Here is a 17,177-nt window from a genome sequence, read left to right as displayed (position 1 = left end):
CCACACAGACTACGGAGGGGCGGCTTGCCCGCCTCTCCTTTTGGAAACACCCGGAAAAAAGGGTGAACCGACAGGGGATCTATCATGGCTGCAACCGACGCCCGTCCAGGCGCTGGCGAAGACCGATCATCGTCTTCGCTGCTCTATAATCCTGCTTTAAGAAGCATCATCTACCAGGTCCTGACGCTGGTTCTCATCGTCGGCGCCGTCTACTACGCCGCGACAAACGCCGCGCAAAATCTTGCCCGCGCCAATATGAGCGCCGGCTTCGGCTTCCTCAACAGCCGAGCCGGTTTCGACGTGGCCCAGTCGCTGCTGCCCTACTCCGCCGACTCAACCTATTTTCAAGCGCTGAAGGTCGGTCTGGTCAACACGCTGGTGGTGGCGGTCTGCGGCATCGTCACAGCAACGATCGTGGGGCTTCTGATCGGTATTGGCCGCCTCTCCCGCAACTGGCTGATCGGCCGTCTCTGCACTGTCTATGTCGAGATCTTCCGCAACATTCCGCCGCTTCTGGTTATTTTCTTCTGGTATCTCGGCGTGCTCGCGCTGCTGCCGAATGTGCGCTCCCTTTTCCAGCAGGTGAAAGACGATCCGAGCAAGATCTTCTTTATAAGCAACCGCGGCCTCTATTCCCCCGCTCCGATTTTTGGCGAGGGCTTCTCCTACGTCCTTGTCGCCATTGCGATCGGCGTCATCGCCGCCATCGGGTTTACCATCTGGGCGAACGCGCAGCAGCGCAAGACGGGCAAGCGGCCACCCCTGCTGGTGATCAATCTGGCGCTTCTTATTCTTTTGCCGGCCGTGGTTTTCCTCCTCGCCGGCATGCCGTTGTCCTTTGATTACCCGATCCCGGGTTCGTTCAACATGCGGGGCGGCATGGTGATCGGGCCTGAATTCCTGGCGCTTTATCTGGCACTGTCGCTCTACACGGCGTCCTTCATCGCCGAAATCGTCCGGGCCGGCATTCGCGGCGTGTCCAAGGGCCAGACCGAAGCCGCATACGCGCTGGGTATTCGCCCGGGGTTGACCACGCGGCTTGTCGTTCTGCCTCAGGCGATGCGGATCATCATTCCGCCGCTGACGTCGCAATATCTCAACCTCGTGAAGAACTCCTCGCTCGCTGTCGCCGTCGGTTATGCCGACCTCGTGGCGATCGGCGGGACCATTCTCAACCAGTCGGGACATTCGATCGAAATCATTGCGATCTGGATGCTCCTTTATGTTTCGATCAGCCTTGTGACCTCATTATTCATGAACTGGTTCAACGCCAAGATGGCATTGGTGGAGCGCTGATATGGCTGAAAAAGTGAACTATGTCCGCCGCGAATTCCTGGCGCCCGAAAAGCCGCCGATGGCTGATTCCACGATCGTGGGATGGCTGAGGAAGAATCTTTTCGCGACGCCGCTGGACAGCGTGCTCAGCATCATCGCCATCCTGGCGGTGCTGTACTACATCCCCCCGATTCTCGACTGGCTCTTTCTGTCAGCCGTCTGGCAGGGCACGGACCGGACCTTCTGCACGACGGTGGCTCAGGGTGGCATCCAGCCGGATGGCTGGACTGGCGCATGCTGGGCTTATGTCGGCGACCGTTTCGTGCAGTTCATGTTCGGCTCCTATCCGCGCGACGAACTCTGGCGCCCTCTCCTGATCCTGGCTCTGGGTGTCGCGCTTCTCATCCCCTTCCTGATGCCGAAAGCACCGCGCAAGGGGCTGAACGCCATTCTGCTTCTGATCGTCCTGCCGATCGTTGCCTATTTCGTCCTGCTCGGCGGCTATTTTGGCCTGCGGCACGTGGAGACGTCATTGTGGGGCGGCCTCATGGTGACGCTGATCCTGTCCTTCATCGGGATTGCCGTGTCCTTTCCGCTGGGGATCATGCTGGCTCTCGGGCGGCGGTCGAAAATGCCGATCGTAAAGACCTTCTGCGTCGTCTTCATCGAACTGATCCGCGGCGTGCCGCTGATCACCGTTCTCTTCATGGCAAGCGTGCTTTTGCCGCTTTTCCTGAGTCCGGGCAACAATATCGACAAGTTCCTGCGGGCGCTGATCGGCGTTTCGATCTTTGCCTCTGCCTATATGGCGGAGGTTATTCGCGGCGGCTTGCAGGCCATTCCGAAAGGGCAGTACGAGGCGGCCGACGCGCTCGGCCTCAACTACTTCGCCAAGATGACCTTCATCATCCTGCCGCAGGCGATCAAGCTGGTCATTCCCGGCATCGTCAATACCTTCATCGGCATGTTCAAGGACACTTCGCTGGTCACGATCATTTCCATGTATGACCTGCTCGGCATCGTCAAGGCGAGCTTTGGGGACAGCACATGGATCACGCCCGTCACACCATTGACGGGTCTGATCTTCGCTGGTTTCGTATTCTGGATATTCTGCTTCGGTATGTCGCGTTATTCGGCGTTCGTCGAACGGCGTCTCGACACCGGGCACAAAAGATAAAACAAGGGGAAATAGAATGGCAAACGAAGCCGCACCGGCAAAAATGCAGGTCTCCGCGACCGACGTCGCCGTCGAAATCGTCGGGATGAACAAATGGTACGGGGACTTCCACGTCCTGCGCGACATCAACCTGAAGGTCATGCGCGGCGAGCGGATCGTTATTGCAGGCCCGTCGGGTTCTGGAAAATCGACGATGATCCGCTGCATCAACCGGCTGGAAGAACACCAGAAGGGCACGATCATCGTCGATGGCATCGAACTCACCAACGATCTCAAGAAGATCGACGAGGTGCGTCGCGAGGTCGGCATGGTGTTCCAGCACTTCAACCTCTTTCCGCATCTGACGATTCTGGAAAACTGCACCCTGGCACCGATCTGGGTCCGCAAGATGCCGAAGAAGCAGGCCGAAGAGGTCGCGATGCACTTCCTGAAGCGCGTCAAGATCCCGGAACAGGCGAACAAATATCCGGGACAGCTCTCGGGCGGCCAGCAGCAGCGCGTCGCCATCGCCCGCTCGCTCTGCATGAACCCGCGCGTCATGCTGTTCGACGAGCCGACATCGGCGCTCGATCCGGAAATGATCAAGGAGGTGCTCGACACCATGGTCGGGCTTGCGGAAGAAGGCATGACCATGCTTTGCGTCACCCACGAAATGGGCTTTGCACGCCAGGTGGCCAACCGGGTCATCTTCATGGACCAGGGGCAGATCGTAGAGCAGAATGAACCGGCCGCCTTCTTCGACAATCCGCAGCATGAGCGGACCAAGCTCTTCCTCAGCCAGATTTTGCACTGACACGCGGTCCAACTTATAAAGGAAGGAGGCCCGTGACAGACGTCGCGAGCCTCTTTCTTTTATCCTGCACTTTACTGGATCCGGTATTTCAGGGTCCCGATCGACCAATGGATGCCGCGGTTTTCAGCGTCACCGGTCCATGTTTTCTGTAGCCTGTCGACGATCTCGCTCAGGCTTTTGCGCGCATCGAGTTCTGCGCTCAGACCCTGCGCGGCCGGGGCTATATCCTTCAGATCGAGATCATCGGCAACGACGATCGCGACCAGCACATTTTCGCCGCTGCCGTCCGCCTCGAAATCAAACCCATAATAATCGTCGGGAATTGTCAGAGTCTTTCCCGCTGTCAGCGGCGTAATCTTCTGGGCGGCTTCGTTCGGAAAAATCTGCGTTGCGATGCCTTGGCTGTCGACATCCAGAAGAACAAGATGACCATCATGGGAACTTGTTACGGAAATTTTGAACGGCTGGCCGTTCTTCAACACTGGCCCGGTGTCAAGCGCCATCGTCACATCGCCCGTCTCCACCTTGCCAACGATGTCTCCAACGGCCTCTACGGGATCTGCCGCGATGTACACAGGGGTCGAGCCGGTGTTGACCGCCGCATCCTGATAGACTGGCTGCCCGGTATTCTGGCGCTCTGGTTCGGCTACGCTTGTGCCCAGCGCTTCCGGTTTGCCTTCCAGCTGCGGATCGAGATTGTCACAGTTCTCCTGACCCGAACAATATTCCTTCGACTTCGCAGTCACATATTCGAAGAGCTCTGCATTGCTGACGAGCCCATTGGCATTTCCGTCAGCCTCTGCGGGTTTGAAGCCCGCGACAAAGGCCGACGTAAAGACGCCGTGGCGATCCTCGATCGGCAGGCGGACATCGTCCCAGGCGACCTGATAGGGGGCTGCGGCGCTCCAGGCCGTAACCCCGCCCTCGGTTATCTCGGCCGGTTTATCGACAACGCCCAGGTCGATTCGCAGGCCGCGGGTGGCGCTGGCCTTGGTGGTTTTGGCAAACGGACGCGGGAGATAGCGGGCGCCGCTCATACCGGTCTGCGTTTGGGCAGACAGCGCGCGCGAGATGGTTCCAGAATGGCAGGCATCGACCACCAGCGTCACCACCCTGCCCTTCATTTCGGCGAGCAATGCCTCCAGCTCGTCATCGAGAATGACATTCGTCCAATCCGCTTCGCCGGCCTTGATGTCATAGGTCGAGAGAGCTTCATCCATCCCGTCCTCTTCGTCCTTGTCGGCGTCCTTGACCTGGAGCCCATGGCCGGAGAAATAGAGATAGACGCGGTCTCCGGGCTTTGTCCCTGCGATCAGCCATTCCCTCACGGAAGAAAGGATGGCGTCCCGGCGCGCCTGATCGTCTGTGAGGACGCGGATCGCCTCCGGCCTGAACGACAGCGTTCCGGTGAGCAGTGCTTGCATGGCGCGGACATCGTTTTTCGGTCCATGCAGAAACATCTCCTGCGGCAGGCTCTCATAGGTTCCGATCCCGATCAGCAGCGCCCGGTCCTCAGCCTTTGCGGCAGGTGACCACAACACCATGGCAACCAAGATGAACAGTCCTGTTTTGAGCGACGTCATCAAAGCCTTTCCCGGGTATAGAGCGGCTGGATCGAAACGCTCGTATCCGTGCCGTCGATCCGCCCCATCAGAAGCTTCAGCACCTGCGCGGCATCGATCGTTTTGCCCGTCAGCGCAACACCGATAGCATCGACCGGTTCGTTGGTCGCGATGGTGATCAGATGGTCGGCACCGAAGGGCTTGACGACCTGGAGATCGCTAAGCTTGAATGCATGGCTTTCCGTACCCTCGGCCTGCACGTCGAGAAGCTGCACCTCGCCGGTATTGGCCAGATTGAAAACAATCATGTTCCTGTAGCCGGAGGCCGGCGCATCGAAGGAGATCCGGTCCCCGGCAGCATAGATATCCTTCCGGGGCGTCAGCGATACGGTCCCAGGGTTCTGTGCCGCCATGGCTTTGAGAAAATCCAGAAGAACGAATTTGTCGACCACGTCCTGAATATTGCTTTCGCCGATATTCTCGCCCGCCACATCGCCGTTCGGCGTGTAAAAAACACCGGATGCTGCGTCCCATCGATAAGCTATACCCTGGCCACCGGTGTTTTGCGGGATGATCGCCGATCCGGTCACGGTCAGCGAAAGTTTCCCGGTCCAGCCTGTCTCTCCAACCCGCTTTCGGGTTTTTTGAGCAGACAGATCGCCAGTTGCCACCGCGCTGCGGGTCAAGGGCATAACCACTTCATCCTCCGAACGCGGGATCTGCGGCGTGAAGTTCGGCACTTGCAGGGCTTCCGACTGGTGCTTCACATTGGCGAAAACATAATCCTCCAGCTCCAGCCGAGACATGCTGCCGTCGCCATTGCGGTCGGCCGATCCTTCGATCGCCCGGGCAAAGCTCCAGCTCAACGCGCCGCGCGCCTCGCCGTTGATAATGACCTCAGGTGAGGGTTGGCTCTCCAGTGAGGCGGCCAGAACCGTGACGCGACCGAATTGCGCCTCCTTGACCTTCGCCCCGGCGACGGCATCTTCCGACGGCGGTTGCAGCTTGATTTTCACCGCCTGGGCCAGCCGCGTCTTTCCGGAAAACGCCCGGCTCATTCCGCCGGAAAAACAGCTGTCCGAGACGAACAGGACTTTGATACCCCGAGCCTCCGCCTCCGCGAACCAGGCGTTCAGTTCGTTGTCGACAATGATTTCGCGCCCAGTCTCTTCGGCCCGGCTGCGATCGAAACCCGGCAGTTGAAGGAATTCATCGAGACCGTCCGCTTCGTCACCGTCCACGAGTTCCGGCATCTGCGCGCCGTGGCCGGCATAGGTGAAGATGATGGTATCGCCGTCGCCCAAGGACGCGACGTAATCCGTCCAGGCGGCACGGATATCGTCCTTGCGGGCCGCAGCATCGAAAAAGCTCTGGATCTTGTCCGTGCCGACGCGCCGCAGGGCACCTTCGACATCCTTCGCGTCTTTGACCGCGCCGTCGAGACTGACGTCATGGGGATAGGCATCGACGCCGACGACCAAGGCGTAGGTCCTGGCGGAAGCCGCACTGGCTGTCACAGTGCACAGGGCAAGAGCGAGAAGAAGGCCGCGCACCATGTCAGTTCTCCAGATCGACTTCGACACGGCGATACATCTGATGGAGCGTTTCCTGGTCATAGGCGCTGGCATCGTCCGGCTCGAAGGGATCGTCCTCGCCCTTGCCGATCGTCTTCCATTCCCCGGCGAAGCCTTCGCCAACGAGATACTCCCCCAGCGCCTCGGCCCTTGCCAGCGATAGGACGCGGTTGGCTTCAGCCCCGCCGACCGGATCGGTGTGCCCGATCAGCGTAATCATCCTCGGCTTGACCGACTTCAGGCATTCCGAGAGGTCTCGGGCTGATTCCAGTCCTTCCGGAGTGAACTCGGCCGTTCCGAAAACATACCGCACCGGGGTGGATTTCTTCTTCAATGCAACGCCGCGATAGCTGACCTTACAGCCGCCGCGCATGGACAGTTTGACCGGCCGGGGCGCGGCCAGCCGCATCTCGGTCGCCATGCGGTCCAACCGTGCGATATATTTCTCGTCCGGTGCCATCCAGGTTGGAGTGAGCACCTCGTTGGCGGCATCCTCAAGCGCCAGCTGGTAATACCGCGCTGCGGCCTCGTACATGCGCCCGTCGCGATTGATGTCGGCCAACGCGTCGTACACCTGCCACGGCGCGGAATTCCTCATGCGGATCGCTTCCAGTTCCTGTTCGAAATCCTTGAGATTGGCACCCTGCCCGACGGCAGCAACGATCCGGTTGAACGCAGCAAGGGATGCGATGCGGCCGATCATTACCTTGTCATCGGCTGTGCAGTCCGGCGTCGCTGCAGCGCCGATTTCGAGGGCCAGCGCTTCGTTGCCGGCATTGGCGGCTTCCGCCACCTTTGCCAGCGCATCACAGGCGGTTGCCGTGCCGGTGCTCGCCAAAACGGTCACAAACGACAGGACCAGCAATCTTTTCATTCCGGCAACTCCCCCGAGACATTGATAAAAATCCGGGCCGGCCGCGACGTGACGGCCGGCTTGGTGCGTCATTTAATTTCGAAGGTCACCACCTGAAGGCCGCTCGCCCCCTTATCCTGCCGCGCCTGATCGGCCAGATTGATGGCGAGACCGCGTGTTGGCGGCATGTGGGAATCCGCAACCAGCTGACGCGCGCGCTCGGCAGTCAGTTTCTGGGCGCCCAACCCACCCTCGCGGCAAAAGGCGATCATCGTCTCGGCCGGCGCCGGCGTATCGAAGGTCAGGTTGCCGGTTCCCGGCTGCGGGATTTGCCGCCGCTCGCCCACCTGCAGGGTGGTGTTGCCGATCATGACATCGGGGATGACCTCGACATTTCCCGTCTCTTCGACATAGAGCACCTGCAACTCACAGGCTTTGTTGGTACTCAGTTCGAACGACAGCAGGTCTCCGACCCTGGCGGAGGTCGAGGATACGTGCAGCGCCAATTCCAGCTTGTTTTCGGCAGGCTTTTCCTGGCGGTATGCCGGTGTTGCCGCCTGAATGGTTTCCGCCTGGACCGGCGTCTGATGCGCCGTCTGGCCAGCCACCTCCTCGGTTCTCACCGACGCCGCCACGCGCACCGTCGTTGTATCGAGCGGCTTCAGTTGCATCAGCGGCGAAAGCAGAAGCGGAAACTGCTGCTCGACTTCGGAGCGCGGAATGGTGCCGCCGGATTCGAGGATGGTGATCCAGTCGATGCCAAGCCGAAGCGCGTCTCTGTCTTCCACCCGCTTGATCGCGGCTGAAAACTCCTTGGGCTTCATGTCGAATTCCGCCGCCAGGGCCTCGAAATCGAGTTCGTCCTCATATTCGTCGGCAAAATAGGTAACGAGTTCGGTATTGCCGGGTGCCTGCATGCTCTGGGCGCTGCCATCGGGCGTCGGCTCGGTTACCCCCAGTTTCACCAGAGCATCGACGAAGCGCTGCCGGTCTTTGTTGTAAGCGGCATCGAGCTCTTCCTGCGGCACATACATGTCGAGCAGCACGGCCTGCTGATCCTTGCTGAACAGCGTCGAGGTCTCGATATGCTCGCGGAGCTGGTCGCGTTTCGACAGAATGCCATTGGCGTGGCAATCGAAGCAAGACCGTGCATTGGTGATCTCGACACCCTTGCCGATCGGGCGCTCGCGGAACGAGACGATAGAGGTCGGGCCGACATCGAGCTGTTTTCCCTCGGCCGTGGAGAGGTAGTAGCCCTGGAGACCATTGGGCAGGGAGAAGATCATTTCACCTCCGTCATGCTCGAACGATGTCAGGCCGGCATCCAGAGGCTCGATTTCCTTCGGCCCGTGCGGGAAACGCTTGAGAACCTGCTTGCCGACATCGCCGCCGAAATCATAGGACTTCCAGTAATATCCGCCGAACGGCATGTCGTGACGCTCCAGCATGCGATTGTGATCGGACACGCCGGAAGAACCATCGGCGAAGCCTGCCCTCAAGACCTGGCGACGGCGGATATTTTCGTCCACGTCGATCTGGAAGCGCTTTTCCAGGTCACGGATATGGGTCGGCAGCTTCATCAGCTGGTTATACACTTTCGGCTTTGCCGCATTGGCCATGAACCAATCGACGCGCATGATCGGGAGGACCGTGTCGGTCTCTTTCGTCAAAGCCAGCAGCGACGCATCGCTCGCCGGATCGACACCATAGAAATACTGCGTGATCAGGAAGTTATAGTCTTCCGCCGTCCACTGGAGATCACGCAGATCGACCCGCACCATCAGGCCGTTCGTGCCTTCGACCTCCTGCGGCAAAACCAGCTTGGGGCCATAGGACAGCGAGTTGAGCATCTTCTTGAAACCGCCCGCCAGAACGTCCATGCGCTTCATGAACGTCTTGTCTTCTTCGCAGCTCATCATGCCATTGTATTGATTGCGATAGGAGAAATAGCGGATGTACTGGCGGTCGAGTTCGCCGACCTTGGAAATATCCTTCAGGCCTGCCTCAATGAAATCGCCGTAGGAGAGCATGGGACGCGTCCGGTCGGGCTTTGCCGCCGCCGCATCTGGCAGGTCGGACTGCTTGAGTCCGTTGACCCAGTCTTCCAGGCTCTTCACCTCTTCCGCCGAAGGGCGTTTGCCAAGCGGCATCCGGCCGCTGGTGACCGACGTGAACAGTCGGGATTTCGCCGCATCGCCCGGCACCACGAAGGTGGCGTCGGCGGCGATGGAAGCGAGATCACTGGCGGGATAGCTGCCCTGCGAGCTTTCGCCCGGTCCATGGCAGTTGCGGCAGTATTTTCCGATGAAGGCATCCGCCTGGGTTGCCAGCGCCGCGTTGTCACCGGCCAGCGCCGATGCGGGCGTGGATTCCTTGCAGACCGCGGTCGCGGATTGGCCGACGGGCTCCGGTGGCTTGACCTCGCGGTCGGCCAAGAAGGCGTAGATGGCCGTCCGGTCCTTTTCCGTCAGAGCCTTCAGACCATGCGCGATTTCGCGCATGACCGGGTCCGTGAGCGGTGATCCGGACAGTTTTTTACCCTCCTCGATGAGCCCGACGGTGAAGACATCAGGCGAGGCAAGCGTGGACATCCGCGCCTTGGTGATATCCGGAGCCACCGCACCCGTCAGCCCTTTCTCCCCGGCATAGGCGTTTTCCATGTCGAGCCCATAGGTGGTCGTGCGCGGCGTGTGGCAATCGCCGCAACCGCCGACATTTTCGACCAGGTACCGGCCGCGTTCCATCTGGGTTTCTTCCCGTGGCTGATAGGCTTGCACATTGAAATGGCTGCGCTTCCAGAGTGTGATCGTTGTCTGCCGGCTGTAGGGGAAGGCAATCTCGTGCTCCTGCGAGACAGCATCCGATTGCTGGAGCGTATCGATATAGGCTTTGATGTCGAGAACGTCTTCCGGTTTCATGCCACCATAGGAGGTGTAGGGCATGACCGGATAAAGATGATTGCCGTCGCGATCGAGCCCCTGCATGACCGCATTGAGAAACTGCGCATTGGTCCATCCGCCGATGCCGTTCGCATGGGGCGAGATGTTCGGCGCGTAGAATTTGCCGATCGCCGTGTCCATTTCCATCCCGCCCGACAAAAGCTCGGTATTGCTGCCCGAGCCATGGCAGGCGCCACAGCCGGACGCGTTGAACAGATATTTACCGTTTTCGGGGTTCGACTTGTGTGTGGCATAGGCGTCTTCGGCGAAAGGATCGCGTGCGGACGCTGTGCCGGGACAGTGAATGAGAACGGCCAAAACAGCCGCCAATCCCATAAGATGGCGCGGCAGGCCAGCGGTAAAATGCCGAACTGCTCGATCGAACATGCGCATGGCTGTCCCCTTCATAAAAAATAACCAACAATGCAGGCTTATCGGAACTCGAACTGTTCGAACTCGACACGCCTCGGCTTTTTACCCAGTTCTTTCAGGCCTTTTTCAATGGCGATCCGCAGCAGCGGCGGGCCGCAGAACCAGAGATCCGCGCCGGCGGGATCGACCGTGCTGGCGGCTGCAAGCTTGGCGGCATCGAGACGTCCGGCGGTGTTGGAATCGTGCAGGTTGAAAGTGAAATTCGACAATTTTTCCGCCTGGGCCTCGAGCGTGTCCAGGCCAATGGCCTCCCTGCGGTCGCGCACGCAATAGACCATGTGGATATCCTGGCCCTCGTCGCCAGTGAGGCTTTTTGCCATGGCGAGAAACGGCGTGACCCCGATGCCGCCGGCAAGCCAGATCTGCTTTTTACCGCCCCGGCGATGATTGAAATGCCCATATCCGCCCTCGAGCTTCAGGCTGTCTCCGACGGCGATACTGTCCCGTAGTGCCTTGGTGAAGTCGCCAAGCGGTTTGATCGCGAACCGGACGACCCCGTCTGCATCCAGGCCGGCGATGGTGAAAGGATGCGGCTCGCGCAGGCCCGGCTTGTTGACGCGGAAAAACCCGAACTGGCCGGGGCGGGCCTTGAGAGGCCGTCCTTTCGGCCGCGCCGAGATCACTGTCGCGCCGTCATGCCGGACAACGTCGAAGACTTCGTAGGTGCGGGTGCGCAGCCAGGGGAAAAGCTGGGTGTAGATATAGCTGATCGTGCCTATCATCGCAAAAATATTGAGATAGGTCGCGAGCATTGCCGTGCCGTCATAGGGCCGCTTGATGAAGGTCTGGTGGAACGCTACCATGATGAAGAGCAGGCCGATAAATCGATGCGTCAGCCGCCAGTAATGATAGGGTATCTCGATTTTCGTTTTCGGGATGATTTTCACGATACTGAGCGTCAGCAGGACGACAAATCCGTAGAAAGCATATTCGCCCGCCTCTGCCGCCAGACTGTTCAAGCCGCTGGTGAGCGACAGTCCCTTGAAATCAGGTGTCACGAAATAATGCACCAAGATCAGGATGAGGACCGTGATACCGACCCGGCGGTGCGTGCGATAGATGCGGTCGAGTCCGCCGAAAAGGCGCTCCACGAAGGGCGGACGCGTCGCCATGAACAGGGCAATCGCCATGCCTGTAAAAGCCATCGAAGAGGCCATCAGGGAAATCGTGGTGCCGGCATTGGTATGGCTGACGGACGGAACGGCCAGAAGCCCCGCCAAGGCCATCAATGACCAAACCAATAGACTCCCCGCGCTCACGAAACGTTCCTCGCTCTGCCCGATCGATGCGGGCTCCCCGCGGCAAGACTGGCAAGCCTGCAAAGCTTCGTCAACCGCTATTGTAAAGCATACGAATACCCGATGACGTTTATTCGCGACGGCAGCGGCAGTCTGTTTCCCCGGTTACTTTGTCTCGTCTTTTTCCAGCCTATCGCGCGCTTCGTTAGCCAACGGATGATCAGGATGACGCCGGATAAACCGGTGGTAAGCTTCGCGGGTGCCCTTCCTGACGGCCCGGTCGTATTCGGATTTTACCGCCGCTTCGATGTCGGGACCAGGAGCCATGATACCGTCGGTCTTTTCCGGCGTCTGAGCTGCTGAATGCACAGGGGAAAGTGCAGCGAAGAGAACGGACAGAAGCGCCGCGAACGGCAGGGTATTGCGACTATCCGCAAGCATGATGCATCGGCTCCAGTCTTCGGCAAGGCTTGTATGACACGCTGTCACTAACAGGTTCCTTTAGTTGCTTATATACGGCAACGCTGGAATCGGGCAGAAAGTGCCAGCGCATATTTGGGGATCTTTAGAATGACTGGCATCAATAAAACGATCAAACTTGTTTCAAGTACCGGCAATCAGACCATAGACGGGGTCATGTCCGGCTTTGCCTGGGCAAGTTCGGTCACCTACGCCTTTCCAACGAGCGCCAGCCATTATCCCGGCATCAGCGAAGCGTCGAACAATTTTGCTGCTATATCCACCCTGCAGAAAAACGCAGCGCTGTTTGCGATGGAGCAATCCTTCGGCGGATCCGCCAATGACGGCTTCTCCGTTGAAGGCTTCACCAACCTGTCTTTTTCCGCTGGGACGGCGGCGACATCCACACTGCGTTTTGCGCAGTCGGACGACGCCTCGCCGACGGCCTATGCCTATTACCCCGGCACGGATGAGAATGCCGGCGATGTCTGGTTCAGCACCGAATATGCCGGTACCGAGAACGACTATCGCAAACCAGTGGCCGGAAACTACGCCTGGCACACGATGATCCACGAGCTCGGGCACGCGCTCGGCCTGAAACACGGCCATGAGGCAGATGAATACGGGGCAGTTCCCGCAAAATTCGATTCCGTCGAATACACGGTCATGACATATAGCGGCTATGTCGGCGATCCCGTCGAAGGCTATGACTATGAAGGATTCGGCGCGCCGCAGACATTCATGATGGCCGACATCGCAGCCCTCCAGACGATGTATGGGGCCGATTTCACGACGAAGAACGGTGACACCGTCTACAAATGGACACCGGGCAACGGCCAGACGATCGTCGACGGCGCTGTTGCGATCGCGCCGGGTGCAAACCGCATCTTCGCGACGATCTGGGATGGGGGCGGCAGGGACACCTTCGACCTGACTGCTTATAAGGCGAACCTCAAGATCGATCTTCGTCCCGGGATGTCCTCGTTGTTCAGTGAAGATCAGCTGGCATTCCTCGACGGCATCCAGAACGAAGGATACGCAGGCGGCAATATCTACAATGCCCTGCTCTATCGCGGCGACACCCGCTCCCTGATCGAAAACGTCAAGGGTGGTTCGGGCAACGACCAGATCATGGGCAATCAGGCTGCGAACGTTCTGCAGGGCTTCGCCGGCAACGATTTGCTGACCGGCGAAACCGGAAACGACACGCTCATTGGCGGCACTGGCAATGACAGGCTGGAGGGCGGACAGGGAACGGATCGCCTTGCAGGCGAAGCCGGCGCGGATATCTTTGTCTTCAGATCAGCGGCGGACTCGACGGTCGCGACCACAGGCCGCGATACAATCCTGGATTTCCTGGGGTCACAGGGCGACCGAATCTATCTGGCCGGTATCGATGCCAACACGACAACGACCGGCAATCAGGGCTTCAATTTCATCGCCAAGGCAGCGTTCACCGGCAAGGCGGGCGAGCTGCGATATTCGACGGGCGCATCGGACAGCTATATCTATGCGGACGTGAACGGCGACAAACGCGCCGACTTCGCCATCCATCTCGACGATGCGGTCACGCTACAAAAGGGTTATTTCTTTCTGTAACATGTGTCGGTGTTGACCGCGGACCGGCAAAGTCGGGCGGCCTTTGCCATTCCCACACATACGGCTCAATGTGCCGATCTCACAAAAAAGGCGGCCACCGGCCGCCCTCTTCTAGCGATCGTCATAGCGTCTACCCAACGAAGGCCCGTTCGATGACGAATTCGCCAGGCTTGTTGTTCGCGCCTTCGGTCAAGCCGGCGGCCTCGAGCAACTCCTTGGTTTCCTTGAGCATTTCGGTCGATCCGCAGATCATGCCGCGATCGACGGAGGGGTCCAATTTGGCAAGGCCGAGGTCGGAGAAGAATTTGCCGTCGCGGATGAGATTTGTGATTCGTCCTTTGAAGGGATAATCCTCGCGTGTCACCGTCGCATAGTGGCGCAGCTTGTCGCCCACCAGTTCTGACAGGAACTCGTGATGGCGGATTTCCTCGATCAGGTCGAACCCGTATTGCAGTTCGGCCACGTCGCGGGTCGTATGCGTGAGGATCACTTCCTCGAATTTCTCGAAGGTTTCCGGATCCCGGATAAGGCTTGCAAACGGCGCGATGCCGGTGCCGGTCGAAAACATGTAAAGGCGCTTGCCCGGCGTCAGGGCGTCGAGCACCAGCGTGCCCGTGGGCTTCTTGCGCATCAGCACCTGATCGCCCGGTTTGATGCCCTGCAAGTGCGAGGTCAGCGGACCATCCGGGACCTTGATGGAGAAGAACTCCAGCTCATCGTCCCAGGCCGGGCTTGCGATGGAATAGGCCCGGTAGATCGGCTTGCCGTCGATTATCAGGCCGATCATCGCAAATTCGCCCGAACGGAACCGGAATTCAGCCGGGCGTGTCATGCGGAAACTGAACAGACGGTCGGTGTAATGTTTCACAGCCGTCACCGTCTCTGCAAACACGCCGGCCGGAACTGCAGGGGCAAACTCGTTGATCTTGGCAGGAGCATTCATCTGGGCTTCGGTCCTGTAATGATAAACTTCTTCGGATATCAGCGGATATTCCAAACAGTTGCGCTTTGGAAGCAATAGCATTCCAATTATAGTGGTTTTTTAAGAACTGGTCGCTGTCGCACTGTGTCGCAGTCCGTCAGGAAACGCGGCGCCAGCTGTAGGAGTTTGCTTCCGCGGAAGGACGGGCGGTTGGCTGGTAATGGTTGTCGATACCCGGCAGACGGTTTTCGGACAGACGACGGAGCGCCGTCTCGTTGGTCACGGCAAAGCTGTCGATACCACAACGCAGCATCAACGGCACCTGGTCGATCAGCACATCGCCGACGGCCCGGATTTCTCTTGAATAGCCAAGGCGGGTGCGCAGCAGCGAAGCATGGCTGAAGGCGCGACCGTCGTTGAAGGCGGGAAAAGCCACGGCTACCAGAGAAATCTGGTCGATGAAGGGGTGCAGCCGCACGATGTCATCCGCCGGATTAACCAGCACGCCGAGCCCGCTATCCCCACAGGATGCCTTTTCCAAAAAGGCATCGATACCAAGAATCGGCTTTTCATTCGATCCGGCCTTGCTGTCTTCCGTCTCGACGATCCAAGGATCATCGATCACAAAGCCGGACTCTTTCCAGATTTTCGTCATCATCTTGTTCCTCGGGGCCTGGATCACGCCGCTTCCTGCTGGTTTCGCCCATAGAGCGCATCCTTGAACGGCTGCGGACCGACCCGCCGATAGGCCTCCAGAAATGTCTCGGAACTGGCGTTGCGCAGGCCGAGATAGGTGTCGACGATGGTTTCGACGGCATCGGTCACCTTTTCAGGTTCGAAACCGCGACCGATGATTTCGCCGATCGAGGTGTTTTCGTCGCCCGAGCCGCCGAGCGTGATCTGATAGAGCTCGGCTCCCTTCTTTTCCACCCCCAAAAGGCCGATATGGCCGACATGGTGATGGCCGCAGGCATTGATGCAACCGGAGATCTTGATCTTCAGTTCGCCGATATCAGCCTGCCTCTCGGCATTGCCAAAGCGAGTCGATAGTTCCTGCGCCAGCGGGATGGAGCGGGCATTGGCCAGCGCGCAATAGTCGAGCCCCGGACAGGCGATGATATCGGTGATCAACCCCGCATTCGCCGTCGCCAGGCCGTTTGCGACGAGGCCGCGGTACAAGGCTTCCAGATCCGCCAGCGCGACATGCGGCAGAATGACGTTCTGCTCATGACTAATGCGGATCTCGTCGAAAGCATAATCCTCCGCCAAATCGGCAATCGCATCCATCTGGCTGTCGCTGGCATCGCCCGGAATGCCGCCGATCGGCTTCAGGGAAATGGTCACCATGCCATAGTCGGGATGCTTGTGCGGCTGAACGTTCTGCTGCAGCCAGCGCGCAAATTCGGGATCGGTCCTCTTCCACTGCGCCAGGCTAGCCCAGCCCTCCGGCCTTTCGGCCAGCGGTGGTGCGGCAAAATAGGTCGAAATCGCATTGATATCGGCTTCCGGCAGCTTCAGCTCGGTGTTCTTCAGCTGAAGAAACTCCTGCTCGACCTGACCTGCAAGTTTCTCGGCACCGGTTTCGTGGACAAGGATCTTGATGCGCGCCTTGTACTTGTTGTCGCGTCGGCCATGGAGGTTGTAAACGCGCATGATGGCCGTCGTGTAGGACAGAAGATCCTGCTCGGGCAGGAAATCCTTGATCTTCTTGGCCACCATCGGCGTGCGCCCCTGCCCGCCGCCGACATAGACGGCAAAACCGATCTCGCCCTTATCGTTCTTCTTCAGGTGCAGGCCGATATCATGCACCTGAATCGCTGCCCGATCGCGCTCGGCGCCGGTGACGGCAATCTTGAACTTGCGTGGCAGGAAGGAAAATTCGGGATGAACCGACGACCACTGGCGCAGGATCTCGGCATAGGGACGCGGGTCGGCCACCTCGTCCGCAGCCGCACCGGCGAAATGGTCGGCGGTCACGTTGCGAATGCAGTTTCCGGATGTCTGGATCGCGTGCATCTCGACAGAGGAGAGGTCCGCCAGGATATCGGGCGTATCCGAGAGCTTCGGCCAGTTGTACTGGATGTTCTGCCGTGTGGTGAAATGCCCATAGCCGCGATCATATTTCCGCGCGATATGGGCCAGCATCCGCATCTGCCGGCTGTTCAGTGTCCCATAGGGGATGGCGACCCGCAGCATATAGGCATGGAGCTGAAGATAGACGCCATTCATCAGACGCAACGGCTTGAATGCGTCCTCGGAAAGCTCGCCCGACAGACGCCGCGTCACCTGATCGCGAAACTGCGCGACGCGATCTGAAACAAAGGCGTGGTCGAACTCATCATAACGATACATGG

13 protein-coding genes are annotated in these 17,177 nt (G+C 59.1%); 4 read left to right on the top strand and 9 right to left on the bottom strand.

Going from position 1 to position 17,177, the window contains the following annotated elements; genetic code table 11:
- Positions 1–84 precede the first annotated feature (84 nt).
- Genes PY308_RS10630 through PY308_RS10620 form a run of 3 tightly spaced genes read left to right on the top strand, consistent with a single transcriptional unit; the run spans position 85 to position 3,245 of the window.
- The gene (locus tag PY308_RS10630) at positions 85–1,296 is read left to right on the top strand and encodes an amino acid ABC transporter permease (protein ID WP_275790939.1); all 1,212 of its coding nucleotides are present in this window, start codon (positions 85–87) and stop codon (positions 1,294–1,296) included.
- A gap of 1 nt (position 1,297) precedes the next feature.
- Positions 1,298–2,452: an amino acid ABC transporter permease gene (locus PY308_RS10625; RefSeq protein ID WP_275790938.1), complete on the top strand. Its 1,155-nt coding sequence runs from the start codon at positions 1,298–1,300 to the stop codon at positions 2,450–2,452.
- Between the two features lie 16 nt (positions 2,453–2,468).
- Positions 2,469–3,245 carry an amino acid ABC transporter ATP-binding protein gene (locus PY308_RS10620; RefSeq protein ID WP_275790937.1) on the top strand — a complete coding sequence of 259 codons (777 nt, stop codon included), beginning with the start codon at positions 2,469–2,471 and terminating at the stop codon, positions 3,243–3,245.
- A gap of 71 nt (positions 3,246–3,316) precedes the next feature.
- Here PY308_RS10620 and PY308_RS10615 read toward each other — a convergent pair whose 3' ends face one another.
- The 6 genes from PY308_RS10615 to PY308_RS10590 form a co-directional block, all read right to left on the bottom strand.
- Positions 3,317–4,828 (bottom strand): caspase family protein, encoded by a 1,512-nt coding sequence (locus PY308_RS10615; protein ID WP_275790936.1) that lies wholly within the window; start codon positions 4,826–4,828, stop codon positions 3,317–3,319.
- A complete protein-coding gene (locus PY308_RS10610; protein ID WP_275790935.1) occupies positions 4,828–6,363 on the bottom strand; it encodes a caspase family protein in 1,536 nt (511 codons plus the stop codon). Before PY308_RS10610 ends, PY308_RS10615 begins: the two co-directional genes overlap by 1 nt.
- 1 nt (position 6,364) lies before the next feature.
- Positions 6,365–7,255 carry an OmpA family protein gene (locus PY308_RS10605; RefSeq protein ID WP_275790934.1) on the bottom strand — a complete coding sequence of 297 codons (891 nt, stop codon included), beginning with the start codon at positions 7,253–7,255 and terminating at the stop codon, positions 6,365–6,367.
- Positions 7,256–7,323: 68 nt separating this feature from the next.
- On the bottom strand, positions 7,324–10,566 hold the full coding sequence (locus PY308_RS10600) for a c-type cytochrome (protein WP_275790933.1): 3,243 nt from the start codon (positions 10,564–10,566) through the stop codon (positions 7,324–7,326).
- 38 nt (positions 10,567–10,604) lie between these two features.
- Entirely contained in the window at positions 10,605–11,846 is a 1,242-nt protein-coding gene (locus PY308_RS10595) for a ferredoxin reductase family protein (protein WP_275790932.1), read from the bottom strand.
- A 162-nt stretch (positions 11,847–12,008) separates the two neighbouring features.
- Positions 12,009–12,284 carry a hypothetical protein gene (locus PY308_RS10590; RefSeq protein ID WP_275790931.1) on the bottom strand — a complete coding sequence of 92 codons (276 nt, stop codon included), beginning with the start codon at positions 12,282–12,284 and terminating at the stop codon, positions 12,009–12,011.
- A 129-nt stretch (positions 12,285–12,413) separates the two neighbouring features.
- Between PY308_RS10590 and PY308_RS10585 the strand changes: the two genes are divergently transcribed.
- A complete protein-coding gene (locus PY308_RS10585) occupies positions 12,414–13,901 on the top strand; it encodes a M10 family metallopeptidase (RefSeq protein WP_275790930.1) in 1,488 nt (495 codons plus the stop codon).
- Between the two features lie 130 nt (positions 13,902–14,031).
- Here the strand turns inward: PY308_RS10585 and PY308_RS10580 are convergent, their stop codons facing one another.
- From PY308_RS10580 to PY308_RS10570, 3 genes are all read right to left on the bottom strand, one after another.
- Positions 14,032–14,844 (bottom strand): ferredoxin--NADP reductase, encoded by an 813-nt coding sequence (locus PY308_RS10580; RefSeq protein WP_275790929.1) that lies wholly within the window; start codon positions 14,842–14,844, stop codon positions 14,032–14,034.
- Positions 14,845–14,980: 136 nt separating this feature from the next.
- Positions 14,981–15,478, bottom strand: a complete 498-nt coding sequence (locus tag PY308_RS10575; RefSeq protein ID WP_275791085.1) for a DUF934 domain-containing protein — start codon at positions 15,476–15,478, stop codon at positions 14,981–14,983.
- A 23-nt stretch (positions 15,479–15,501) separates the two neighbouring features.
- Entirely contained in the window at positions 15,502–17,175 is a 1,674-nt protein-coding gene (locus tag PY308_RS10570) for a nitrite/sulfite reductase (RefSeq protein ID WP_275790928.1), read from the bottom strand.
- Positions 17,176–17,177: the final 2 nt, after the last annotated feature.

Origin of the sequence: Pararhizobium gei (assembly GCF_029223885.1) — a bacterium.
GTDB classification, from domain to species: Bacteria; Pseudomonadota; Alphaproteobacteria; order Rhizobiales; family Rhizobiaceae; genus Pararhizobium; species Pararhizobium gei.
This window is presented reverse-complemented; position numbering and strand designations above follow the sequence as displayed.